Source organism: Kitasatospora sp. NPDC034035 (genome assembly GCF_055575755.1).
In genome coordinates this window covers 318,419-340,984 of the sequence record NZ_JBVISA010000005.1, presented here as the reverse complement: position 1 = coordinate 340,984, position 22,566 = coordinate 318,419, and the positions used below count along the sequence as shown (strand labels likewise).

At 72.7% G+C, this 22,566-nt stretch carries 18 protein-coding genes and 1 pseudogene; 4 read left to right on the top strand and 15 right to left on the bottom strand.

The features are described from left to right. Positions 1 to 120: 120 nt before the first annotated feature. Positions 121 to 1,740, bottom strand: a complete 1,620-nt coding sequence (locus tag ACZ52J_RS10230) for a purple acid phosphatase family protein (RefSeq protein WP_465617379.1) — start codon at positions 1,738 to 1,740, stop codon at positions 121 to 123. A gap of 200 nt (positions 1,741 to 1,940) precedes the next feature. Then, positions 1,941 to 2,297: pseudogene (locus ACZ52J_RS10225) on the bottom strand (phosphorylase family protein); the annotation flags it as partial. A 271-nt stretch (positions 2,298 to 2,568) separates the two neighbouring features. On the opposite strand from ACZ52J_RS10225, the gene ACZ52J_RS10220 reads away from it, so the two are divergent. Next, complete coding sequence (locus ACZ52J_RS10220; protein WP_465617377.1) at positions 2,569 to 3,231, top strand: transglycosylase family protein; 663 nt, start codon at positions 2,569 to 2,571, stop codon at positions 3,229 to 3,231. 226 nt (positions 3,232 to 3,457) lie between these two features. Here the strand turns inward: ACZ52J_RS10220 and ACZ52J_RS10215 are convergent, their stop codons facing one another. From ACZ52J_RS10215 to ACZ52J_RS10205, 3 genes are all read right to left on the bottom strand, one after another. After that, positions 3,458 to 5,425, bottom strand: a complete 1,968-nt coding sequence (locus ACZ52J_RS10215) for an APC family permease (protein WP_465617433.1) — start codon at positions 5,423 to 5,425, stop codon at positions 3,458 to 3,460. A gap of 358 nt (positions 5,426 to 5,783) precedes the next feature. Further along, complete coding sequence (locus ACZ52J_RS10210) at positions 5,784 to 7,433, bottom strand: multicopper oxidase family protein (RefSeq protein WP_465617375.1); 1,650 nt, start codon at positions 7,431 to 7,433, stop codon at positions 5,784 to 5,786. A 116-nt stretch (positions 7,434 to 7,549) separates the two neighbouring features. Further along, positions 7,550 to 8,035, bottom strand: a complete 486-nt coding sequence (locus ACZ52J_RS10205) for a hypothetical protein (RefSeq protein ID WP_465617373.1) — start codon at positions 8,033 to 8,035, stop codon at positions 7,550 to 7,552. Between the two features lie 260 nt (positions 8,036 to 8,295). Between ACZ52J_RS10205 and ACZ52J_RS10200 the strand changes: the two genes are divergently transcribed. Continuing rightward, positions 8,296 to 10,722 (top strand): collagenase, encoded by a 2,427-nt coding sequence (locus tag ACZ52J_RS10200; protein ID WP_465617371.1) that lies wholly within the window; start codon positions 8,296 to 8,298, stop codon positions 10,720 to 10,722. 82 nt (positions 10,723 to 10,804) lie between these two features. Here ACZ52J_RS10200 and ACZ52J_RS10195 read toward each other — a convergent pair whose 3' ends face one another. Continuing rightward, on the bottom strand, positions 10,805 to 11,701 hold the full coding sequence (locus ACZ52J_RS10195) for a LysR family transcriptional regulator (protein WP_465617369.1): 897 nt from the start codon (positions 11,699 to 11,701) through the stop codon (positions 10,805 to 10,807). Between the two features lie 127 nt (positions 11,702 to 11,828). On the opposite strand from ACZ52J_RS10195, the gene ACZ52J_RS10190 reads away from it, so the two are divergent. Together ACZ52J_RS10190 and ACZ52J_RS10185 are read left to right on the top strand one after the other, a co-directional pair. Beyond that, entirely contained in the window at positions 11,829 to 12,881 is a 1,053-nt protein-coding gene (locus tag ACZ52J_RS10190) for a YncE family protein (protein ID WP_465617367.1), read from the top strand. Between the two features lie 559 nt (positions 12,882 to 13,440). After that, positions 13,441 to 13,842, top strand: coding sequence for a YccF domain-containing protein (locus ACZ52J_RS10185; protein ID WP_465617365.1), 402 nt, complete (start codon positions 13,441 to 13,443; stop codon positions 13,840 to 13,842). Between the two features lie 181 nt (positions 13,843 to 14,023). Here the strand turns inward: ACZ52J_RS10185 and ACZ52J_RS10180 are convergent, their stop codons facing one another. The 9 genes from ACZ52J_RS10180 to ACZ52J_RS10140 all read right to left on the bottom strand — a co-directional run bounded on the left by ACZ52J_RS10180 (position 14,024) and on the right by ACZ52J_RS10140 (position 22,543). After that, positions 14,024 to 15,295, bottom strand: coding sequence for an APC family permease (locus ACZ52J_RS10180; protein ID WP_465617363.1), 1,272 nt, complete (start codon positions 15,293 to 15,295; stop codon positions 14,024 to 14,026). 154 nt (positions 15,296 to 15,449) lie between these two features. After that, positions 15,450 to 15,893 carry an SRPBCC family protein gene (locus ACZ52J_RS10175; protein WP_465617361.1) on the bottom strand — a complete coding sequence of 148 codons (444 nt, stop codon included), beginning with the start codon at positions 15,891 to 15,893 and terminating at the stop codon, positions 15,450 to 15,452. Positions 15,894 to 15,943: 50 nt separating this feature from the next. Continuing rightward, on the bottom strand, positions 15,944 to 16,153 hold the full coding sequence (locus ACZ52J_RS10170; protein WP_360492036.1) for a hypothetical protein: 210 nt from the start codon (positions 16,151 to 16,153) through the stop codon (positions 15,944 to 15,946). Between the two features lie 173 nt (positions 16,154 to 16,326). Next, positions 16,327 to 17,967, bottom strand: a complete 1,641-nt coding sequence (locus tag ACZ52J_RS10165; protein ID WP_465617359.1) for an AMP-binding protein — start codon at positions 17,965 to 17,967, stop codon at positions 16,327 to 16,329. Positions 17,968 to 18,144: 177 nt separating this feature from the next. Next, on the bottom strand, positions 18,145 to 18,381 hold the full coding sequence (locus tag ACZ52J_RS10160) for a chaplin (RefSeq protein ID WP_465617357.1): 237 nt from the start codon (positions 18,379 to 18,381) through the stop codon (positions 18,145 to 18,147). A gap of 92 nt (positions 18,382 to 18,473) precedes the next feature. After that, positions 18,474 to 18,791, bottom strand: a complete 318-nt coding sequence (locus ACZ52J_RS10155; protein ID WP_465617355.1) for a hypothetical protein — start codon at positions 18,789 to 18,791, stop codon at positions 18,474 to 18,476. Further along, on the bottom strand, positions 18,788 to 21,358 hold the full coding sequence (locus ACZ52J_RS10150; protein WP_465617353.1) for an Hsp70 family protein: 2,571 nt from the start codon (positions 21,356 to 21,358) through the stop codon (positions 18,788 to 18,790). Before ACZ52J_RS10150 ends, ACZ52J_RS10155 begins: the two co-directional genes overlap by 4 nt. A 31-nt stretch (positions 21,359 to 21,389) precedes the next feature. Next, complete coding sequence (locus ACZ52J_RS10145) at positions 21,390 to 22,121, bottom strand: nucleotide exchange factor GrpE (protein WP_465617351.1); 732 nt, start codon at positions 22,119 to 22,121, stop codon at positions 21,390 to 21,392. Continuing rightward, positions 22,118 to 22,543, bottom strand: coding sequence for a hypothetical protein (locus ACZ52J_RS10140; protein WP_465617349.1), 426 nt, complete (start codon positions 22,541 to 22,543; stop codon positions 22,118 to 22,120). Before ACZ52J_RS10140 ends, ACZ52J_RS10145 begins: the two co-directional genes overlap by 4 nt. Positions 22,544 to 22,566 lie beyond the last annotated feature (23 nt).

Here is a 22,566-nt window from a genome sequence, read left to right as displayed (position 1 = left end):
GCGGGTCCATTGGGGGGGGGGGCGGTGGGGCCCATCGACGTTTATGTCTGGCCCACCGGCAGGGGACAGGCCGCGCCGCCCACCCCGGGGGCGGAGCGGCGGGCCCTCCTGGAAGAACGGCTACCGCCGGGCGGCGGCGCGCTCGCCCCGGGCGTTCCCGTCCTCGCCCTGGTCGTCCTCGTCCCAGCCGTCCCAGCCGTCGCTGCGGTCGCGGTACAGGGTGAAGCGGTCGAACAGCACCGGCGTCGGGGCCGGGTTCGCGACGGTGGCCGGCACCGAGTGGTAGTAGGACACCGTGATGGTCGTCCGGCCGCCCGGGACCAGCCCGGGGTCGACGTCGAAGACGGCGACGCCGTACGGGAATTGGGTGTCCGGGTCGGTGACGGCCGACCAGTGGGCCTTCTCCTTGGCGTCCGGGTCGGCCTTGAAGGTGAGCCGCTGGGTGCGCACGCTCGCCTCGCGGACGCCGTTCTCGTCGGCGGGCAGGTAGACGTCGTCGTGGCCGGCGGTGCCGCCGCCGCCCAGGATGAGGTGGACGGTGCCCTGCGAGGTGTCGATCTGCCGTTGGTCGTCGTCGGCGACGGCCGGGGTGAGCAGGCCGCCCGGTTCGGTGCCGCGCACCGGGTGGGTGCGCTCGTAGTCGTGGTCGTGGCCGGCGAGGACGAGGTCGACGCAGTGGCGGTCGAGCAGCGGCAGCAGCTTCTCGCGGATGCCCATGTCGCCGCCGTGGCTGGCGGCCGACGAGGACATCGCGAACTGGTGCAGGTAGACGACGATCCAGTCCACCGAGCGCCCGCCCCGGGCGCGTGACAACAGCCGGTCCAGCCAGCGGAGTTGGGCGCCCTCGCTGTAGTCGCTGATGTAGATGGACTGCCCGGTGGCCGGGTCGATGCTGGCGTCGTCCTCGACCGCGATCTCGTTGCCGTCCAGGCTCACGAAGAGCACCGAGCCGACCTGGAAGCCGTACCAGTTGCCGCAGTGGTCGCGGGTGCCGTTGTCCGGCAGTTCGAAGCGGGTCAGGTAGGAGGCGTACCCGAGGTCGCCGCCGCCTGCCTCCACTTCGTGGTTGCCGGGCGTGGGCATCCACGGGCGGTTGGCGGCCGACGTCGCCATGTTGTTCATGAAGGCGTTCCACGCCTGCGGTTGGCGCTGCGGGTTGTTGTTGGCGTACGCGAGGTCGCCGTTGAGCAGGTGGAACAGCGGTGCGAACTGCTCGACCTGCCGGACGGCGGCCGCGCCGTGGATCGAGGACTTGCTGAACACGTTGTCGCCGGTGCCCAGGTCGCCGAAGCTGGTGAAGCGGAACGCGGCCCGGCCGCGCGCGGGCGCGGTGCGGAAGGTGCCGCGCACCGGCTGGGCGCCGTCGTGCAGCACCTCGTAGACGTACGTGGTGTCGGGCCGCAGGCCGGTCAGTCGGGCGTGGTGGGTGAAGGTCTCGACCTTGTTGAGCCCGTCGACGTAGCTGCGGGTGCGCGCGTCCACCGTACGGCCGGCGCCTTCGCGCGGGGTCCCGATCCGCACCCGGGGGCGCTGTACGGAGACGGCCGTCGCCCAGGAGACCGTCATCTCGCGGGACGGCTCGGCGCCCCACTGCAGGTGGATCTGCTCCGGACCGGGGGTGCCGGCGACCGCCGGCTGCGTCCACAGCAGCGTGGACGCGGGCAGCGCGGCGAGCGCGCCGACCGCCGTCCCCGTCCGAAGGACCGTTCTACGGGAAGGACGTGTCGAAGAGTGTGCCACCACTGCCGCCTCCAGGGCTCCGGGAATCGCCCAGGAGGCTCCCAGCCGAACCGCACGGCCGGACCACACCCGACCGTGCGGACGGCGAACGGCAGCTGAACACCGGTCGGCCGGAAAACCTCGGTACACAACCTGCCGGGCGACCTCACGGGCGAACTGGCAGGCGGACTGACCGGCGAACCGACCGACGAACGCGGCGCTCAGCCGGCGACCACGCCCGGCAGGCCGGTGGCGACCCCGTCCAGGGCGTGCGAGCAGACGCAGTCCCGCTCGGCGGGCAGTCTCTCCAGCGCCTTGAAGAGCACGGTGCGCAGCCGGTCGACGTTCCCGGAGAAGACCTTCAGCGCCTCCGCGTGGGTGACGCCCTCGCCGCTCTCCACGCCCGCGTCGAGGTCGGTGACCAGCGCGAACGAGGTGTAGCAGAGGCCGAGTTCACGGGCCGGCACGGCCTCCGGGTGTCCGGTCATGCCGACCACCGACCAGCCGTCGGCGGTGGACCAGCGGGATTCAGCGCGGGTGGAGAAGCGCGGCCCCTCGATCACCCAGCGCGTAGAGCCCCGAGCCGCCGATCACGCCCAACTCGGCCCGTACGGTGCCCTGATCGATCGTCATCGTTCGTACTCTTCTTCGAGGAACGTCCCGGTCACTCTGGGGTCGGCGGGTGAAGGGGGGTACGGCCGGTTGGCCGCGGGCCGGCGGGGTGGTCCCGGGCGGCCGTGCGGGTGACTTGCCGGACGTGTCGGCGGCGCGGCGCCCTCAGTCGTGCGTCGGTGGAAGTGCGCCGCCTCCGGACGGCGCACGTCCTGTCCCCGAACCTGAGAGCCGCCGATGCCTGCCACCGCCTGTCTCCGTCGCCTCGTCCCCACCGCGCTCTGCGCCCTCACCGTGGCCCTCGCCGCCCCTGCGGCCCACGCCGCACCACCGGGCCGCGCCACCGGGTCCGACCCCGGCCGGCCGGGCGGCGACCGGTACGACTGGGACAGGGTGGCGGCCTGCGAGAGCAGCGGCAACTGGCGCGTCAACACCGGCAACGGCTACTACGGCGGCCTCCAGTTCGACCAGCCCACCTGGCGCGAGAACGGCGGCCTCGCCTACGCCCCGCGCCCCGACCTCGCCACCCGCGACCAGCAGATCGCCGTCGCCCAGCACCTCGCCGGCCGCCGCGGCCTCTCCCCCTGGCCGGTCTGCGGCGCCCGCGCCACCCGCCGCCACGACCGCGACGGCGCCCTGCCGCCCCCGGCCACCACCCCGCCGCCCGCAGCCGCCCGGCCTTCCCATTCCGCCCCCGCTGTCTCCGCCTCCGGTTCCGGTTCCGGTTCCGGTTCCACGGACGGCACCTGGACCGTCCGCGAGAACGACAACCTCGCCGACCTCGCCGAGAGCCTCCACGTGCCCGGCGGCTGGCCCGCCCTCTACGCCCTGAACCGCCGCACCGTCGGCGAGGACCCGGACCTCATCCAGCCCGGCATGGTCCTCGACCTCCCGTCCTGACCCGTCCTGCCCCCGTCCTGACCTGACCCCGTCCTGACCCACCCCTCCTGACCCGCCGCCCACGCCCTCCCCTCCCGGGCGTGGGCGGCGTCACGCCGTCAGACGGCCGGGAGCACCACCGCGAGCACCGCGGCGACCCCGGGAACGACGGCGGCCCGCCCGCTCACCGGGAGCGGACGGGCCGTGGTGCAGGCGCCGGGGGGCCGAGGGGGTCAGGGGCTGCCGGTCAGCCGACGTGTACGCGCGGGCGGCGCGAGCGGTCCGGCTCGGCCTCGCGCAGCACCTCGCGGGTGACCGGCGCGACCTCGCCCTGTCCGAACAGGAAGAACCGCAGGAACTGGGCGAAGGGGTTGCCCTCGGTCCACTCGAAGTAGAGGTGCGGCCGCTGCCCGGTGCGGTCCCGGACGGTGAGCGCCAGCGCGGCGATCGCGTTGGAGATGCTGGAGCTCTCCAGGGTGAGCACCCGGTAGCGCCCGTGCAGGACCTCGCCCCGGACGGTCAGCGCGGACTCGAAGTCGGAGGCGTCGCGGACGGTCACCTCGACGAAGACCAGGTCGTCCTCGCCGGGGATGTCGTTGTCGGCGCGGATCTGGCGGATCTTGTCGCGGTACTCGGCGTTGTCGCGGTGGCTCGGCTCGTTGGCGATCAGCCGCAGCGGACGGTGCGCGTAGTCCCTGATGAAACGTTCCGCCACATCGTCCAGCTCCACGTTCGTGACCCGCAGCTCGAAGGCCCGGCGCAGCCGGGAGAGCAGCGAGACCAGGATGATGCCGGCGATGAAGCAGGCGCCGATCTTCAGACCGTCCGGCCGCTCCATGCAGTTCAGCACGGTGGTGTAGAGGAAGATCGCGGAGATCGCCGCGAAGGCGACGGTCCAGCCCCGCTCGCGCTTCTTGTGCGCGGCGATGGTGACGGCGATGGCCGCCGAGCTGATCAGCACCAGCACACCGGTCGCGTACGCGCCGCCCTGGGCGTCGACGTCGGCGTCGAAGATCCAGGTGACCAGGAAGCCGATCAGGGTCAGCACCATCACCATCGGCCGCACCGCGCGCGCCCAGTGCGGCGCCATGCCGTAGCGCGGGAGGTAGCGGGGCAGCAGGTTGAGCATGCCCGCCATCGCGGAGGCGCCGGCGAACCAGAGGATCGCGATGGTGGAGAGGTCGTAGACGCTGCCGAAGGCGCCGCCGAGGTACTGGTGCGCCAGGTAGGCCAGGGCGCGGCCGTTGGCGTCGCCGCCGGGCTTGAACTGGTCGGCGGGGATGAGCAGCGTGGTGATGAAGCTGGTGGCGATCAGGAAGCAGCTCATGATCACGGCAGACGTGGTGAGCAGCTTGCGGGCACCCCGGATCCGGCCGGTGGGCTTCTCCTCGGTGTCGTCGGGGTCGCCCTCGATGTGCGGCATCACCGCGACGCCGGTCTCGAAGCCGGACAGGCCGAGCGCCAGCTTCGGGAAGGTCACCAGAGCCACGCCGACCATCACGATCGGGTTGCCGTGCTGGACGGTCAGCGCGTCCGTCCAGTCGGTGACCACGTGCGGCGCCTCGATGATCTTCCAGAGGCCGACGGCCACCACGACCACGTTCAGCGCCAGGTACACCCCGACCAGGGCCACCGCCAGGCCGATCGCCTCACTGAAGCCCTTGAGGAAGACCGCGCCGAGCAGCGCCACCAGGACCAGCGTGATCAGCACCTGCTTGCCGCCGAGCATGCCGGTCAGGTGCGGGTTCTCCACCAGGTGCGCGCTCGCGTCGGCGGCGGACAGCGTGATGGTGATCAGGAAGTCCGTCGCCGCGAAGCCGAGCAGCGCGAGGACGAACAGCTTGCCCTTCCAGAACGACAGCAGCCGCTCCAGCATCGCGATCGAACCCTCACCGCGCGGGCTCTCCTGGGCCACCCGCCGGTAGACCGGCAGCGCGCCCAGCAGGGTGACGACCACCAGCACGATGGTGGCGATCGGCGACAGCACACCCGCGGCGAGGGCGGCGATGCCCGGCTGGTAGCCGAGCGTCGAGAAGTAGTCCAGGCCGGTCAGGCACATCACCCGCCACCAGCGCTGGCCGGCGTGCGCACCGTGCGCGGCGGATTCCCCCGCCGCCGCGCCCTCGTGCGACGCCTCCGGGCCGCCGGCCGCCTCGGACCGCTGCGCGGGCTTCTCCGCGCTCACGTCCTCCAGCAGCCAGCTGCGCAACCGTATTCGCGCCGACGGAGACGCCGCCACCGGCTTCTCAGTCGACCCCGTCGAACCCGACGAAACCACCTTGCACCTCTTGTTTAAAGACCCCGTAAAAGCGCCGTCGGGCGACGGCAGTGCGCCAGGCTATGCGACCACCGTTAAGGAGATGTCATCGGCCCGCGTTAAGAAAACGTCATGAAGGCGCAGGTCGGCGTGGGTGGCACGGTGCAGTGGTCCGGGTGCGGGACCCGGCGGCGCAGCGGGCGGACCCCGAGTCGCCGGGCGGCTCGGGGTCCATCGGGGCAGCTCGGGGTCCATCGGGGCAGCTCGGGGTCCGCCGGGGCGGCTCGGGGCGCGGGGGCGCCGGCGGACCCCGCGCTCAGGCCCGGTAGCCGAGGACGGTCATCATGCCCGCCTCCGCGTGGTACACGTTGTGGCAGTGCACCATCCACAGCCCCGGGTTGTCGGCGTCGAAGTCGACGGCCAGGGTCGTGCCCGGCAGCACGATCGCGGTGTCCTTGCGCGGGCCGTCGCCGGGCAGCGCGAAGCTGTGTCCGTGCAGGTGGACGGGGTGCCACATGCTCGTGCTGTTGCGGAACTCCAGCCGCACCCGCTCGCCCGCGGCCACCGGGTAGCGCTGCGCCGGGTCGTACCGGCGGCCGTTGAACGCCCAGTCGGCCTTCGCCATGCCGCCGGTGAGCTCCAACTGCACCGCGCGGTCAGGGGACTTGGCGGGCAGTCGGACACTCGGGTCGGCCTTGAGCTGCCCGGCGGTGACCAGCCGGCCGTCCAGCTCGGCCGGGCGCACCGAGGCGTCGGGCGCGGCGCCACCGCCGGTGCGCAGCACGGCCAGCGCGGTGGCGTTCTTGCCCTCGGCGAGCGCGGTCAGCGGGAAGACGCCGTCCTTGGCGGTGACCAGGACGTCGTAGCGTTCGCCCATGCCGAGCAGCAGCGCCTGGGTGGTGGCCGGTTCGACCGGGAAGCCGTCGGTGTGGGTGACGGTCAGCTCGTGGCCGCCGAGGGCGACCCGGTAGGCGGTGTCGCCGCCCGCGTTGATCAGCCGGATCCGGATCCGGTCACCGGGCTTGGCGGTGAAGGTCTCGGGCGCGGTGGCGAGGCGGCCGTTGACCAGGTGGAACGGGTAGGCGACGTCGCCGGCGTCGCCGCCGAGCAGGGGGCTCCGGGCGCCCATCAGCATCCGGGCGGGGCCGGCGGCTGCGCCCGCCGTACCGCCCGCGTCCGTCCCGGGCATCGTCGGCATTCCCGTCATCCCCGACATGTCGTGGCCGGAGTTGCCCGAGCCGCCCGAGTGGTCCATCCCGCCCATGCCCTTGGCGAGTTCGGCGAGGACCGCGTCCGGGGTGCTGCCGTCGATGCCGTCCACCCAGTCGTCCAGGACGACGACCCACTCCTTGTCGTAGCGCAACGGCTCCTTCGGGTCCTCGACGATCAGCGGCGCGTACAGTCCGCGGTCCTGCTGGACGCCGGAGTGCGGGTGGAACCAGTACGTGCCCGGCTGGGCGAGCGCGAAGCGGTAGTCGAAGGAGGCGCCGGCCTTGACGGCGGCCTGGGTCAAGCCCGGCACGCCGTCCATGTCGTTGCGCAGCGCGAGGCCGTGCCAGTGCAGCGAGGTGGGCTGCGGCAGGTGGTTGGCGAGGGTGACGGCGAGCGTGTCGCCGACGGTGGCGCGGACCTCCTGACCCGGCAGACGGTCGCCGTACGCCCAGCTGCGGACGGTGCGGCCGCCGAGGTCGAGGGTGGTCTCGGTGGCGGTGAGCGTGATCTTCCGCTCCGGGCCGGGGTTGCGCTTCGCCTCGGCGGCGGCGACCTCGGGACCGTTCGGGGCGACGAATCCGGCGGGGGCGGCGGAGGCCGGGGCGCTCGCACCGGCCGTGGCGCCGGTGGCGCCGTGGTTCATGGACGCGTGGTCCATGCCCTTCATCGAGTCGGACGAGCAGGCGGTGAGCAGGCCGGTCCCGGCGGCGGCGAGCGCGGCGCCGAGGACGGTACGACGGGTGGGTGTACGCATGACGGAGTGCACCTCGTGCGGTGGTGGTGTGGGCGTGCAGGACGTCGCGTCAGCCGTTGCCCGCGCGGGCGCGAGCGCTTCGGAGCGCCCGCGGGCACGGGACGGCGGGCGCGCGCCTACTGACGCAGCACCGAGAGCCGGGCGAGGAGTATCCGTCCGCCCCCGGGCGGGGGCAGCGCGCGGACGGCCCGCAGCAGGCGGGCCCGCACGTCGGCGGCCGCGTCGCCACGGCGGCGCAGCAGCGGGCCGGCGGCGAGCAGCACCAGGGTCCAGCCGGCGAGGACGGCGAGGCAGACCGTCATCGGGTCCATGCCGCCGGCGGAGGAGGCCGGGTCGGCGGTCGCGGACCGGACGGGCTCGGCAGGTCCGGGCCGGCCGGCCATCACGTGGTGTTCCGGCGGCTGCTGCGCCGCGACCGCACGAGGCCCCGGATCCCCGTGCCCGCCGTGATCCGCGTACCCGCCGTGTCCGCCACGACCCCCGTGTCCACCGGTCGGATGGCCGAGCGTGTGCATCGTCACGACACCGAGCAGCAGCGCGGCGAGGAGCAGCAGGCGAAGCGCCCACGGCACCGGGGGACCGAACGGCTGCCGCTGCGCCATCCTCCGCCTCCCGACCGCTTCCGCTTCCACTTCCGCCCGCATGTACCCCCGCAGGGTATCGCGAACTGGGGCGGCGGGCCGACTCGGAGTCAACTCCGTTCACCCTCTTGGCAGGTGCAATTTCACATTGCTATGTTACGGCTCACTCGAGGGCGCCCCAACCCCGCAACGCCCGCCCTCGCCTCCCCCGGCAGTCCCGGGCCGGAACCCACGGCACTGCCGCCGCGCACCGCCCTGCCACTTCCCCTCCAGGAGATTCGGTGTCAACTTCCCGCGTTGCCAGGCGAGTCCTGCTCGCCTCCGCCATGGCCGTCACCCTCACCCTGCCCACCCTGCAGACGGCCCAGGCCCTCACCCCGACACCCCCGACCACCTCCCCCTCCGCCACTGCCTCCACCACAACGGCCGCTGCCAACCCCACCCCGGCCGGCCCGGCCACCCCGGCCACGGCCGACCAGCCCACCGCGTACGACGACGCCGAACACCTCGGCACCGCCACCGCCAAGCCCGGCGCCCCCGCCCCGGCCCCCGGCGGCGGCTCGCTCGGCACCGGCCTCGTCCCCGGCCTGCTGCCCGACCACGTCGGCGCCCCCGCCCCCACCGCCGACCAGGTGGCCGCCGCACCCTCCGCCACCGCACCGCGCACCGCCGCCGGCGTGCCCTGTACCGTCGACGGCTTCACCGGCCTCGGCGCCGACCAGCTGACCGCCTTCCTCACCGACCCGGCCGTCACCGCCGACGGCTGCCTGCGCTCCGTCCTCTGGACCTGGGACGCCCGCTTCACCACCACCATGGACAACGCCCACGTCCGGGCGGTCGCCGACCGGATCACCCAGCTGTCCGCCACCGACGACGGCACCGGCGCCTCACACCTCTACGAGCTGTGGACGTATCTGCACGCCACGGCCTACCACGCCTACGGCCACCACGAGTTGAACCTCGGCGACCCGGCCACCCTCGGCTCCGTCCAGCAGGCGATCACGGCGTACGCGGGCAGCGCGCACGCCTTCGACCGCACGGACCTCGCCGCGAACATCCTGCGTGAGACCGCTATCACCGCCGGCGCCGACGGCCTGCGCCAGCACAACCTCGGCCTCGCCCGGCGCATCCTGGGCGTCCTCGCCCCCGGTACCACCGTCGCCGACAGCGGCCCCTGGGGCAACGCCGTCCTCCAGGCGCTCAACCTCAACTACCTCGGCATCTACAACCAGGACCCGGCCTTCCTCGCCGCCGTCGCCGCCGACGCCGACTACCGCGCCGCGTTCCGCGCCTACGCCTCCTGGGGTCACCTCAAGGGCACCAAGAACGCCTGGGCCGCCCGCGACGCCGTCGCCGAGTACGGCCGCTTCGGGCAGGTCCCGGCCCTGCGCGACGCCACCCTCGCCGACCTCGGCCCGGTGATCGCCGCCACCAAGACCGCCTTCGGCGAGTGGTCCGACCCGTGGGCCAAGGCCATCGGCTGGGCCAACACCTACGGCGTCTGCAAGCAGTACGGCGTCTGCATCTCCGACCTGGAGACGAAGCTCTTCCCGCACACGTACACCTACGACAACGGCGCCATCGAGGTCCGCACCGCCCTCGACAAGGCCACCGTCGACCAGATGTACTACGCGAGCAAGCAGGTCAAGAGCCAGTACTTCCGCGTCCTCGGCACCGACCAGCCGCTCGCCGGCGACGTCAACTCCACCCTGCACATCCACCTGTACGCCTCGCGCGCCGACTACGAGGTCTACCAGCCGATCCTCACCGGCTACAGCACCAGCAACGGCGGCATGTACATCGAGAGCGGCGCCACCTTCTACACCTACCAGCGGCGCGTCCCGCAGGACTCGATGCTCACCCTCGAGGAACTGTTCCGCCACGAGTACGTGCACTACCTCAACGGCCGCTGGGCGGTGCCGGGTTACTTCGGCGACCCGCGCTGGTACGCCAACGACAAGACCACCGCGATGGACGAGGGCACCGCCGAGTTCTTCGACGGCTCCACCCGCGACCAGGGCATCCTGGTGCGCAAGTCGCTGGTCCGCAAACTCGCCGCCGACGAGGCCGCCGGCATCCCCCGGATGACCATCGCCCAACTCCTGCACGCCCGTTACACCGACACCCCGGCGTTCCACTTCTACAACTACGCCGGCACCTTCTTCGAGTTCCTCTGGCAGCAGCACCCCTCGCTGCTGCGCGAGATGTACGGCTACCAGCGCGCCGACGACCCGGCCGGCTTCGACGCCTGGCGCGACCGCGTCGGCGCCGACGCCGCCCTGCAGGGCGAGTACTCCGCCTTCCTCGACGCGCAGATCAAGAACGTCGACAACCTGTACGTCCCGTCGACCTCCTTCATAGCCGACGGCGCTCTCGACCTCTCCGACGCCTCCGACGTCCAGGACGAGTTCGCCGACGCCACCGGAGCCACCCCCACCTGCAAGAACAACGGCGACTGGGCGAACAAGCCGATGCGCTTCATCTGCACCGGCAAGATCACCGCCAACCTCTCCGACGCCAAGAACCCGGACAAGGTCTTCAAGGACATGTCCGACACCGTGGACTACTTCATCCTCACCCGCACCAAGAACGTCGAGGAAGCGAACAACCTCAACGACATGAACTGCAGCTTCGGCAAGGTCGACGTCTGGACCAACGGCAAGGCCGGAACCGCCGACTACACCTGCGAGGGACCGCTCCGCCGGTAGCCGACGGTTCAGCTGATTCCCGGGCGCGGTACGGACAGTGGGATCCGTACCGCGCCCGGCCCACATCCCCTCAACGCCTCGCTCAGTCCCCCCGCGCCTGCCGGACCGCCGCTGCCAGGTGCTCGCGGAACCAACGATGGCCCGGATCCGCCGAGTTGCGCGGATGCCAGGCCATCCCCAGTTCCAGCGGGGCGAGTTCGAGCGGGATCGGGAAGGTGCGCAGACCCAGCGCGGCCATCGTCTGCGGCAGCCAGTCCGCCAGGCCGAGCGTGACCAGGTCACTGTCCCGGGCCAGCAGCATCGCACTGGTGTGACTCGGCACCACCACCGCCACCCGGCGGCGCAGCCCGCGCTCGGCCAGCGCGGCGTCGATCGGCCCGAGCTGCTTGCCCCGCCGCGAGATGCCGATGTGGTCGGCCGCGGCGAAGCGCCGGGCGGTGATCCGCCCCTCGAACAGCGGATGGCCGCTGCGGGCCACGCCCACCAGCGGCGCCCGGACCAGCGGCCGGGTGCGGATCTCCGGATCCAACTGCCCGAGCACCCCCACCTCGACGTCCACCGGCCCCTGTCGCAGCGCGGGCCCGCCCTCCAGCGCCTCCGGCAGGAACAGCACGTCGACCTTCGGCGCCTCCGCGCGGATCCGCTCGGTCACCGGCCCGGCCACCCGGACCAGCACCACATCGCTGGTCTGCACGGTGAACGTCCGCTCCAGGTGCACGGGCGCGAACCCCGCCCCGGGCCGCAGCACGTTCTCGCAGCCGCGCAGCAACGCGCCCACCTCCTCCCGGAGTTCGAGCGCCCGCGGGGTCGGCACCATCCCCTGCCCGGCCCGCACCAGCAGCGGGTCCCCGACCGCGCGGCGCAGCCGGGCCAGCGTCCGGCTCACCGCCGCCGGCGAGGTGCCGAGCAGCTCGGCGGCCCGGGTCACACTGTTCTCCTGCAGCAGGGCGTCCAGGGCCCGCAGCAGATTGAGGTCCATCCATGGCTCCTGAGCTGCACTTTTGCGTTCTGGTCAACTATTCCCTGCCAATCCTTGCATGGTGTTGCCCGACCCGGGGCGCCGAGACTGGAAGCGTCCGCACGGAAACCCGCCGCAAGGAGCACCTGTGTCAACCGTCCGTACCGACCGTTCCCACCTCGCCGGTGACGTCCTCGCCGTCGTCAGCCAGAGCGGCCCGACCGTCTCCTTCTTCGACGCAGCCACCGACCGGCTCCTCGACACCCTCGAAGTCATCGCCGAGCCCCACGAGTTGTGCTTCGACCCGACCCAGCGGCTGCTCTGGTGCGCCACCGCCTACAACTCCGGCTACTACCACGCGCACAACGGCCGCCGCACCGAACTGACCGTGATCGACGCCGACACCCGCCGCGTCGTCGAGGTGATCGACCTCGCCCCCGAACACGGCCCGCACGGGCTGGCGTTGGACACCGATCACCGCCGCCTCTACGTCAGTGTGGAGGGCGGCCCGGACCGCCCCGGCGGCGTCGTGGTCATCGACACCGAGACCCGCCGCCCGATCGGCCGGATCGACACCGGCGCCCCCGGCCCGCACTGGTTCGCCATCTCCCCGGACGGGCGCACCGGCTTCGCCACCAACAAGGAGGCCTCGTTCGTCTCGATCGTGGACCTCGACCGGGGTGTCATGACCACCAAGGTCGAGGTCCCCGGGAGCGAGGGCCTCGCCGTCTCCCCCGACGGCACCCGGGCCTACGTCGCCGGGCCCTACCTCGGCTACGCAGCGCTGCCCGACGCGACCCCCGGTATCCGCGTGATCGACGCCCGGTCGGCCTCGGTCGTCGCCACCCTCCCCACCGAGTCCGCCGCCCTCCCGGTCCACCTCACCTCCACCGGCAAGCTCCTGGCCGGCGAGGTCCGCTCCGCGCCCGACCCCGACTCCAAGCCGGCCCGCCAACTCCCGGGCCGCCTCACCGTCTTCTCCGCCGACGACCACCGCCGCCTCGGCTCCGTCCAGGTCGGCCTCTTCCCCCTGACGATCACCTCCTCCCCCGACGGCCGCCTCGGCTACGTCTCCTGCGTCGTCTCCTCCACCGTCGACGTCATCGACCTCGACACCCTCACCCCCGTCTCCCGCCTCACCGTCCCCAAGCTCGCCGAACCCGGCGCCCACGGCCTGGCGTACCTCCCCCGCCCGGCCTGACCCCACGGCACGACGGCGGTGCCCCGGCCGACGGCCGTCGGACCGGGGCACCGGCATGCGAACCGGCCGTAGCTGTCCACTGGAGGCCGGTCGGCGGCCGAGGCCGGAGCGGCCGCGAGCAGCCCGCCGCCCACGACGATGGCCAGCGCACCGGCGGCCGACCCGAGACGGCGCATGACCGGCCACCCCGGCCGTCCCCGACTACCCCCGGAGAAGTGGTGACCGTCCAGTTCGGTACCGAGCAGGGATTCCAGCCGCGCGATCCTCTTGGACAGTGGCTGCAGCTCAGGAACGCTCGGTGAACGGGAGCAGCGTCGTGCCCCGCCCGGAGGACCGTCCGAAACACTGCCACGGAGAGAAGGAGGACAATCCACAGTTCCTCGAAGTCGGCCCCGCACACGTGGCCCTCCTTGGCGGCTGCCGAGGCCGAAGGAACCCCTACCTGAGGCTGGCACCCGGACCGCCCCCTGAGGAACAACCCCTGAGGGCGTAGACACGCTCGCCAGTGGGCATGGCACGGTCGTAGTGCAACGCCATCAGCCGTGAGAAGGTGCCAAGTATGAGTGCGGTGAAATTCATTCTCAATGTCATCTGGCTGGTTTTCTGCGGAATTTGGATGGCCCTGGCCTATATTGTCGCCGGAATTATCTGTTGCCTGCTTGTCATTACCATCCCATTTGGCATTGCGTCCTTTCGGATCGCCGGCTTCATCCTGTGGCCGTTCGGGCGGACGGCGGTCGAGCGGCCGGACGCCGGGGCCGCGTCCTGCGTCGGCAACGTCATCTGGCTGGTGTTCGCCGGGTGGTGGCTGGCCCTCGCACACCTGATCACCAGCGTTCCGCTGTTCCTGTCGATCATCGGGATCCCCTTCGGCTGGGCGAACCTCAAGATGATCCCGATCTCCCTGATGCCGCTCGGCCGCGAGATCGTCCACACCGACCAGGAGTGGGGCGCCCGGTAACCCCCACGACCCACGGACGGCCGGCGAGGCGGAAAGGCCGCGCCGGCCGTCGGCGTTTTCGGACGTACGAGCAAGCGGCGGTGCCCGGGCCGTGAGCGCTGGGAGGTGTGCGTCGTCACCGCGAACGGCGACGCGTTCGCCGAGGTGCCGGGCAGCGTCTGCTGCGTCGGCCGAGCGGCCGTCAGCGGCGGGCCGCCGCCTTTCGGGCGCCGTAGGCGGCGGCGCCGAGGGTGAGGACGGCGGCGCCCCAGAGGACCGAGGCGGCCGGGAGGGCGAGGGCCAGGGTGAGGCAGCCGGCCGCGCCGACGATCGGGACGGGCCTTGCCGGGCGGCCTTCGGCGGGGGTGAGGGTCCAGGCGGAGGCGTTGGCGACGGCGTAGTAGGCGAGCACGCCGAAGGAGGAGAAGCCGATCGCGCCGCGCACGTCGCCGACGGCCGCGACGACGGCGACCACCGCGCCGACCGCGAGCTCGGCGCGGTGCGGCACGCCGAAGCGGGGATGGACGGCGGCGAGGGGGTGCGGCAGGTGGTGGTCGCGGGCCATCGCGAGCGTGGTGCGGGAGACGCCGAGGATCAGCGCGAGCAGCGAGCCGAGGGCGGCGACCGCGGCCCCGGCGCGCACCACCGGGACCAGTCCGGGCGCCCCGGCGGCCCGGACCGCGTCGGCCAGCGGCGCCGCGGCGTGGGCGAGGCGTTCGGGGCCGAGGACGGCCAGGACGGCGAGTGCGACGGCGGTGTAGACGACCAGGGTGATGCCGAGCGCGAGCGGGATCGCGCGGCGGATCGTGCGCTGCGGGTCGCGGACCTCCTCGCCGAGGGTGGCGATGCGGGCGTACCCGGCGAAGGCGAAGAAGAGGAGGCCGGCGGCCTGCAGCACGCCGTGGAAGCCAGCGTCGGCACCGACCGCCCAGCGGGCCGTGTCCGCGTCGCCGCCGGTCAGGCAGGCCACGACCACGGCGGCGAGCACGGCCAGCACGACGGCGACGATCGCCCGCGTCAGCCAGGCCGCCTTCTGTACGCCGACGTAGTTGACCGCGGTCAGCGCCACGACCGCGGCGGCCGCGACGGCGTGCGCCTGGGCCGGCCAGACGTACGAGCCGACGGTGAGCGCCATCGCCGCGCAGGAGGCGGTCTTGCCGACGACGAAGCCCCACCCTGCGAGGTAGCCCCAGAACTCGCCGAGCCGCTCGCGGCCGTAGACGTACGTGCCGCCGGACTGCGGGTAGCGGGCGGCGAGCCGGGCGGAGGAGGTCGCGTTGCAGTACGCCACCACGCCGGCCAGCGCCAGCCCGATCAGCAGCCCGGACCCGGCGGCGGCCGCTGCGGGCGCCAGCGCGGCGAACACGCCGGCGCCGACCATCGACCCCAGCCCGATCACCACGGCGTCGAACACGCCCAGGTGCCGCCGCAGCTCACCCGACCCGGCCGCCGACCCCGGCGCCGCCCCACTCATCGACCTGCACCTCTCCTCGTCGGGCCCGGACGACGGCGCACGATACCGGAGGAAGTGGAACGGCAGTGGACGGGCGGGGGCGGGGACAGGGCGAAGGTGCAGGTGCGACGTCGATGCGGCGGCCAGGAGGTGAGGCGGCCGGTTGGTGAGGAGGTCAGTTGGTGAGGCGGGCCTCGAGCGCGCGGAGGTCCTTGGTGAGGGCGGTACGGACCTGGCGGGACATCAGCGGCGCGGCGAGCCGGTGGTGGACGGAGGTGCCGCCGCGGACGCGGATGCGGGCGAAGGTGCCGGCCTGGGTGGGTTCGAAGGTGTAGGTGACGTGCATGGGCATCGGCCCGGCGACGGAGACCATGTCGAGCATCTGCGGCGGGTGGTAGCCCGCCACCCGTAGCACGTAGTCGAAGCGCCGCCCGAGGAAGTGGGCGGTCCGGGTGACCTCGGCGCCGACGCCGAAGCCGCCGGTGTCGGCCTCCCGGGTGAGGGTGGCGTTGCGGATGCCCTGGGTCCACTCGTGGTCGTGGCGCCAGTCCATGGCGTAGCCGGCGACGGTGGCGGGCGGCAGGGGGATCAGGTGTTCCACTGTGACGTCGAGGGGCATGATCACACTGTCCCGCCGGGTGTGGGGGTCCGCTCTCCGGACTGGCCCGGTCAGCGGGCGCAGGGGCCGGCCGGCGCGGGGTCGGCGGCGTCGCCGTGCCGGTCGACGGGGTGCCGGTCGACGGGGTTGCGGGCGCAGGCGGCCGTGGGTCCTGCCGGGTCGGCGAGGGCGGGCGCGGCCGGGTACGCGAGGGCCAGGGCGAGGACCACGGCGAGGGCGGCGTCCGCGAGTAGCGAGCGGACCGGGGTGTGAGCGGTCATGGCTGGACTGTGCGCACCCCGACGGTGCCGCATTCTCCATGGCCCGCTCTTCCACCCACCCGGACGAGCGCACACCACCGGCACGCGCCGCCCCGCCATGCGACGCACCACCGGCCCGACGCAACCACCGGCCCGACGCAACCACCGGCCCGACGCACCACCGCCCCGGGGCGTTACAGCCCCAGGATCCGCAGCGCCGCCTCTCGCATCTCGACCTTGCGGATCTTCCCGGTCACCGTCATCGGGAACTCCTCGACCACGTGCACGTAGCGCGGGATCTTGACGTGCGCGAGCCGGCCGGTGCAGTACGCCCGGACGGCCTCGGCGGTGAGCGGTTCGGCGCCCTCGCGCATCCGGACCCAGGCCATCAGCTCCTCGCCGTACTTCGGGTCGGGGACGCCGATGACCTGGACGTCGAGGATGTCCGGGTGGGTGTAGAGGAACTCCTCGATCTCGCGCGGATAGAGGTTCTCGCCGCCGCGGATCACCATGTCCTTGATCCGCCCGGTGATGGCGAGGTAGCCGTCTTCGTCCATCACCGCGAGGTCCCCGGTGTGCATCCAGCGGGCGGCGTCGACGGCCTCGGCGGTGCGCTCGGGCTCGTTCCAGTAGCCGAGCATGACGGAGTAGCCGCGGGTGCACAGTTCGCCCGGCTCGCCGCGCGGGACGGTGCGGCCGGTGGCCGGGTCGACGACCTTGACCTCCAGGTGCGGGCCGACCCGGCCGACGGTGGAGACCCGGCGCTCGACCGAGTCGTCGACCCGGGTCTGGGTGGAGACCGGCGAGGTCTCGGTCATGCCGTAGCAGATGGAGACCTCGGCCATGCCCATCCGCCCGATGACCTCCTTCATCACCTCGCTCGGGCAGGGTGAGCCGGCCATGATGCCGGTGCGCAGGCTGCCGAGGTCGTGGCGCTCGAAGTCGGGGTCGGCGAGTTCGGCGATGAACATGGTCGGCACGCCGTACAGCGAGGTGCAGCGCTCGGCGGCGACGGCGGCCAGGGTGGCGCCGGGTTCGAAGGAGGGGGCCGGGATGACCATGCAGGCGCCGTGCGACGTGGCGGCCAGGTTTCCCATCACCATGCCGAAGCAGTGGTAGAAGGGCACCGGGATGCAGATCCGGTCCTGCTCGGTGTAGTTGAGCAGCTCGCCGACGAAGTACCCGTTGTTGAGGATGTTGTGGTGCGACAGGGTCGCACCCTTGGGGAATCCGGTGGTCCCCGAGGTGTACTGGATGTTGATCGGGTCGTCGGGGGCCAACTCGCCCTGGCGTTCGGCGAATTCCGCGGCCAGCGCCGGGGTGGCCCGTCGGCCGGCGGCGAGCGTGTCGTCCCAGGCCGGGCTGCCGATCAGCAGAACGCGCTCCAACTCGGCGCAGCGTGGCCTGACTTCCTCGACCATCGCGGCGTAGTCGGAGGTCTTGAACCGATCGGCGGCGACCAGCAAACGGATGCCGGCCTGGTTCAGCACGTACTCCAACTCGTGCGCGCGGTAGGCGGGGTTGACCGTGACGAGGACCGCGCCGAGCTTGGCGGTGGCGTACTGGGTGAGTGTCCACTCGGGGCAGTTGGGTGCCCAGATGCCGACCCGGTCGCCCTTGGCGATGCCGAGTTCCAGCAGGCCGAGGGCCAGGGCGTCGACGTCGGCGGCGAGTTCGGCGTAGGTCCAGCGGCGGGCGGTGGGGCGGTCGACCAGGGCGTCGCGGTCGGGGAAGGCGCGTACCGCGCGGTCGAGGTTCTCCCCGATGGTGTCGCCGAGCAGCGGGACGTCCGAGGTGCCGGAGGCGTAGCTGCGCGGGGTCGGCGTGGTCGGCACGTGGTGACTCCTGGGTACGGCGGGGCGGGTCGGGGACCATGGTCCCGGTCCACGGGCCACCCCGCCACCCCCGAACGGGGGTACCCGCGCACGACACGACGTGAGCCGGGCACGACGCGAGCCGGGCACAGCGCTGGGGCCGTCCGTCGTGCTCGACGGACGGCCCCAGTGCTCGGGTCACGCGTTGACGCAGGTGTTGCCGATGGCCGGGTTGGCGATGCCGAACAGGTTGACCGAGTTCCCGCAGACGTTGATCGGGATGTGGATCGGGATCTGGATCACGTTGCCGGACAGGACACCCGGCGAGCCGACGGCGACACCATGGGCGTTGGCGTCGGCGGCGGCGGTACCGGCACCGGCGAGCACGCACACCGCGGCGAGGGCCGGGGCGGCGAGGTAGGTGCGAAGACGCATTGCGTCACTCCTTGTGAGGGTGGCGAACATCCGTGTGACGATCACACTCGCACCGATCGAACTCGACGGCAGGCCGGGAGCGTCCGAATTGGTCACTCAGAGGGCGTGTCGCCGTCCCGCCCCGCCGGCGCGGGCCCGGCGGGCCCAGCCACGCTCAGTGATTCCAGCAGCTCCCGGGCCGGATGCAGCCCCGGCTCCGCCTCCAGGGCGCCGCGCAGCCGGAACCGCGCCGTCGCCTCGTCACCGGCCGCCAGGGCCTCCAGCGCCCGGTTGTAATCGATCCGACCGGCGTAACGCAGCCGGAACAGCGCGGACAGGTCCTCCCGGCAGGACGGGCAGCACAGACTCTGCGGGTCCGCCGCGACCTTGCACAGCGGGCAGGGCACCTCGAGGTCCGCCACGGCGCTCATCGCGGCCCCGCCTCCTCCGGGCGCACCGGGCCGAGCGACTCGGCGGCCGGCTCACTTCCGAGCTCGCGCTGCGCCTGCGCGTACAGGGCCAGCAGGTTCGACATGTGCTTGTTGACCTCCTCCATGTTGGGCGCCTCCACCGCGGCGTCCAGACCCCGCAGCTCGGCCATGATCAGCTGCCCCAGGGCGGGCGAGACCATGTTCTGGGTCACGTAGACGTTGCACATGGTGAGCATCCGCATGGTGTGGCCGAGCGCGTCGCACAGCTCGTCCGCGCGCTGGGCCGCGCGCATCGCGCCCTCCCAGTCGGCGGCCTCGCGGCGCAGCCGCAGCTCGGCGGAGACCGACCGGAGCCGGTCCAGGTCGCTCGGGTCGAGGTGCTTCTCGCAGTAGTGGATGAACAGGCTCAGGTACGCCTCCGAGCCGCGCACCCAGCGCTGGGCCTTGAGCTGGCGCTGGGCCCGCTCCAGCGCCTCGTCCACCGACTGGCCGCGGGTCTGGCCGGCCGCCAGGTCGTCCAGGGCGTCCATCAGCCGCTGGGCCTCGCGCATCTCGGCCTCGGTCAGCTCGCCGCCCCAGCGGTCGGTGAAGGTCTCGATCTGCCGCTGCTGCTCCTCGACCTGGACCTTCAGCTCGGGGTCCAGGGTGACCCGCTCCAGCTTGACGGTCTTCTCCGCGCCGCCCTGGATCCGTACGGACAGGGTGATGGTGCGGTCGCGGTCGAGGCCGAAGGAGACGTCGACCGGGGTACGGCCGCCGAGGCCCTCGGGCAGGCGCAGGGTGAGGTGGCCGATCAGCTCGTTCTGCTGGGCGATCTCGTGCTCGCCCTCGTAGACCGCGATCTCCAGCCGCTGGCGGCCGCTGCCGGAGACCACGAACTCCCGGCTGACCGGCGAACTGGTCGGGTAGCTGGAGTTCTTGGGGATGATGACGGCGAGGCGGCCGTCGTTGAGCTCGATGCCGAGGTTCTTCGGGGTGATGTCGAAGGGGTTGGTGACCTGCATCAACTCCCCGCAGCCGGTGCAGATTTCGCTGCCGGGCGGGCTGACCTGGCCGCAGGAGGCGCAGCGCAGGCCGACGTCCTCGGCGGCGGTGGAGATCACCTTGGTCTGGCCGGGGGCCGCCGAGTTGAGTGCCTCGCCGCACAGTTCGCAGGCGGTGACGCCGGGCGCGGCCGGGGTGCCGCAGCGCGGGCAGTTGTCGCTGCGCACCACGGTGGCGGCCTGCGCCTGCTTCGGGATGGCCGTGCCGCCGGCGCCCGAACCGGCCATGTCCTGGCCGCACTTGGGGCAGTCGGCGGCCTCGGAGTGGACCGGGATGTGGCAGGTCGGGCAGGAGACCCGGTCGCCGCCGAGCAGGGAGGTCGCGCAGTTGGCGCAGTTGGAGGCGGAGAGGTCGCCGGGGGCCCGGCACTCGGGGCACTCCACCTCGCCGACCAGCGCGGACTGCACGGCCGCGCCGAGCGCCACGCACTGCATCGGGTTGACGCCGCGCCGGATCCGGCGGGGGCCGAACACCTCGCCGAGCCGCCGCGCGACCAGCGGGATCGCGGTCGAGCCGCCGACCAGCACCACCTCGTCGATGTCCCCGACGGTCAGGTTGGCCTGCATGATGGCCTTGTGGGTCAGCTCGATGGTGCGCTCGATCTGGGCCTCGATCAGCTCCTCGAAGCGGGCGCGCTCGAACTCCGTCTCCAGCACCAGCTGTCCGGCGCCGAGGCCGGGCAGGATGACCTCGGAGGACTCCTGGTTGGACAGCTCGATCTTGATGGTCTCGGCGGTGGAGGCGATCTTCGGGCGGTCGCGCAGGTCGGGCTGGTAGTCCGAGCCGTACTCCTCGCGGATGTCCTCCAGCAGCGCGGTGGTGATCGCGCGGTCGAAGTCGTCGCCGCCGAGCAGGTTGTCGCCCTCGATGCCGAGCACCGAGACCGAGCCGGGCACCAGGAGCAGGATGGAGATGTCGAAGGTGCCGCCGCCGAGGTCGTAGACCAGTACGGTCTTGCCCTCGTCGCCCGCCTCCGAGGTGATCCCGTAGGCGAGCGCCGCCGCGGTCGGCTCGTTGATGATCCGCAGCACGTGCAGGCCGGCCATCCGGCCCGCCTCCTGGGTGGCCGCGACCTGCCGCTCGCCGAAGTAGGCGGGGACGGTGATGACGGCCCGGGGGAAGGGCTCGCCGAAGCGCTGTTCGGCGTCCTCCTTGAGCCGGTGCAGGATGATCGCGGAGATCTCGATCGGCGTGTAGGAGCGGCCGTTGAACCAGACGTTGACGTCGCCGTCGGTGCCCGCGGTGACCTTGTAGTCGACCTCCTTCAGGGCGGCCTGGACCTGCGGGTCCTTGAACTTGCGGCCCATGAAGCGCTTGACCGAGCGGATCACGTTGGCGCCGTCGATGGCGACCCGGCCGCGCGCGGTGGAGCCCACCAGCAGCTCGCCCTTGCGGCCGCTGCCGACCACGGAGGGCGTGGCCTCCTGGTTCTGCCGGTTGAAGATGATCTCCGGCTCGCCCCGGCGCAGGTGGGCGACCACGGAGTTGGTGGTGCCCAGGTCGATGCCGAGTGTGCGGTACATGTCGTTCCCCTCTTGCCCCTCGTGGTTCTGGCTACTTCTTGCGCTTGGCCCGCTTGCCCGCGACCGTGACCTTGCGACGGGCCCGGGGCGGGGCCGCCTTGGGCTGGGCGCGGACGGCTGGTGCGGCGGCGGATTCGGGCGTACTGGCGTCGGCGCTGTCGGGCGACACCGCCTCGGGCGTGTCCGGCTCGGCGGGTGCCACGGGCACGTCCAACTCGGCGGGTGCCACGGGCACGTCCGACTCGGCGGGTGCCACGGGCACGGCGGGCTCCTGCGCCGACTCCGGTGCGGCGACCACAACCTGGGCCCGCCGCAGCACTTCGTTCTCCCAGAAGAACCCGGTGACGACCGTCCGCACCACCGTCTCCGGTGCCACCCCCGGCCGGGCCTCGACGCCGACGATCTCGGCCAGATCCGGGTCCGCCGTCATGCCCTCCAGCCGCATCGGGCGGACCTTGGCCTTGGCGAGCCGGCCGAGCAGCCGTCGCCGGGTGGCCTCGATGCCCTCGCCGCGCCCGAGCGCGACCAGTTCGCGGTCCAGGCCGAGGGCGGCGAGCGCGTCGTCCACGTCGACCAGGATGCCCAGCAGTTCGCGCTGCTCGGCCCGGGCGGTCTGCCGCTGCTCGGCCAGTTTGTTCCCCAACAGGGATGCCCGGAAGAGCAGTTGGCCGAACTTCTGCTCCAGGTCGACATCCTCGACGCCAGTGGGGAGCTCCAGCCGCTGATGGCCGTCGAGCAGGGATGCGGTCGTTGCCTCGGTCACTCGGGTACCTCGATCTGCGGCAGCACGGACAGGTCGGCCGCGTAGCGGGCGGGGACGGGCGGTTCGGGGTCGGCGCCGCCCGGGGCGGGCTCGGCGAAGTCGGCAGCCAGCTCGGCACGGTGCAGGGCCAGCAGGGCGGGGACAGGCGGCAGCGGCGGGCGCTCGATCACCAGCAGCGGTTCGGCGAGGGCGGGCGCGAGCAGTTCGGCGGCCTGGCCGACGGGCTCCGGCGGGAGAGGCTGTTGGAGGTCCGACTCCAGCCGCCGGTCCGGGTTCCGCAGCAGCGCGGCGGCCTCCTGGATCTGCTGGCGGGTGTAGCGGGCCGTGCGCATCGCCGGTCCGACGGCGAGGTTGATCTCGCGCACACCGGCCGTGAGCGGGATGCCCAGGACCTCGTACGGCGACGGTTCAGGCAGTGGCATGGCGGGCGGTCTCTCTCCTCACG

Bases quoted from the DNA above. Each gene is read 5' to 3' on its own strand.
- ACZ52J_RS10170 (WP_360492036.1), bottom strand. From the start codon at position 16,153: ATGACCGCTCACACCCCGGTCCGCTCGCTACTCGCGGACGCCGCCCTC.
- ACZ52J_RS10150 (WP_465617353.1), bottom strand. From the start codon at position 21,358: ATGTACCGCACACTCGGCATCGACCTGGGCACCACCAACTCCGTGGTC.
- ACZ52J_RS10160 (WP_465617357.1), bottom strand. From the start codon at position 18,381: ATGCGTCTTCGCACCTACCTCGCCGCCCCGGCCCTCGCCGCGGTGTGC.
- ACZ52J_RS10195 (WP_465617369.1), bottom strand. From the start codon at position 11,701: ATGGACCTCAATCTGCTGCGGGCCCTGGACGCCCTGCTGCAGGAGAAC.
- ACZ52J_RS10185 (WP_465617365.1), top strand. From the start codon at position 13,441: ATGAGTGCGGTGAAATTCATTCTCAATGTCATCTGGCTGGTTTTCTGC.
- ACZ52J_RS10220 (WP_465617377.1), top strand. From the start codon at position 2,569: ATGCCTGCCACCGCCTGTCTCCGTCGCCTCGTCCCCACCGCGCTCTGC.
- ACZ52J_RS10210 (WP_465617375.1), bottom strand. From the start codon at position 7,433: ATGCGTACACCCACCCGTCGTACCGTCCTCGGCGCCGCGCTCGCCGCC.
- ACZ52J_RS10205 (WP_465617373.1), bottom strand. From the start codon at position 8,035: ATGGCGCAGCGGCAGCCGTTCGGTCCCCCGGTGCCGTGGGCGCTTCGC.
- ACZ52J_RS10180 (WP_465617363.1), bottom strand. From the start codon at position 15,295: ATGAGTGGGGCGGCGCCGGGGTCGGCGGCCGGGTCGGGTGAGCTGCGG.
- ACZ52J_RS10155 (WP_465617355.1), bottom strand. From the start codon at position 18,791: ATGAGCGCCGTGGCGGACCTCGAGGTGCCCTGCCCGCTGTGCAAGGTC.
- ACZ52J_RS10175 (WP_465617361.1), bottom strand. From the start codon at position 15,893: ATGCCCCTCGACGTCACAGTGGAACACCTGATCCCCCTGCCGCCCGCC.
- ACZ52J_RS10140 (WP_465617349.1), bottom strand. From the start codon at position 22,543: ATGCCACTGCCTGAACCGTCGCCGTACGAGGTCCTGGGCATCCCGCTC.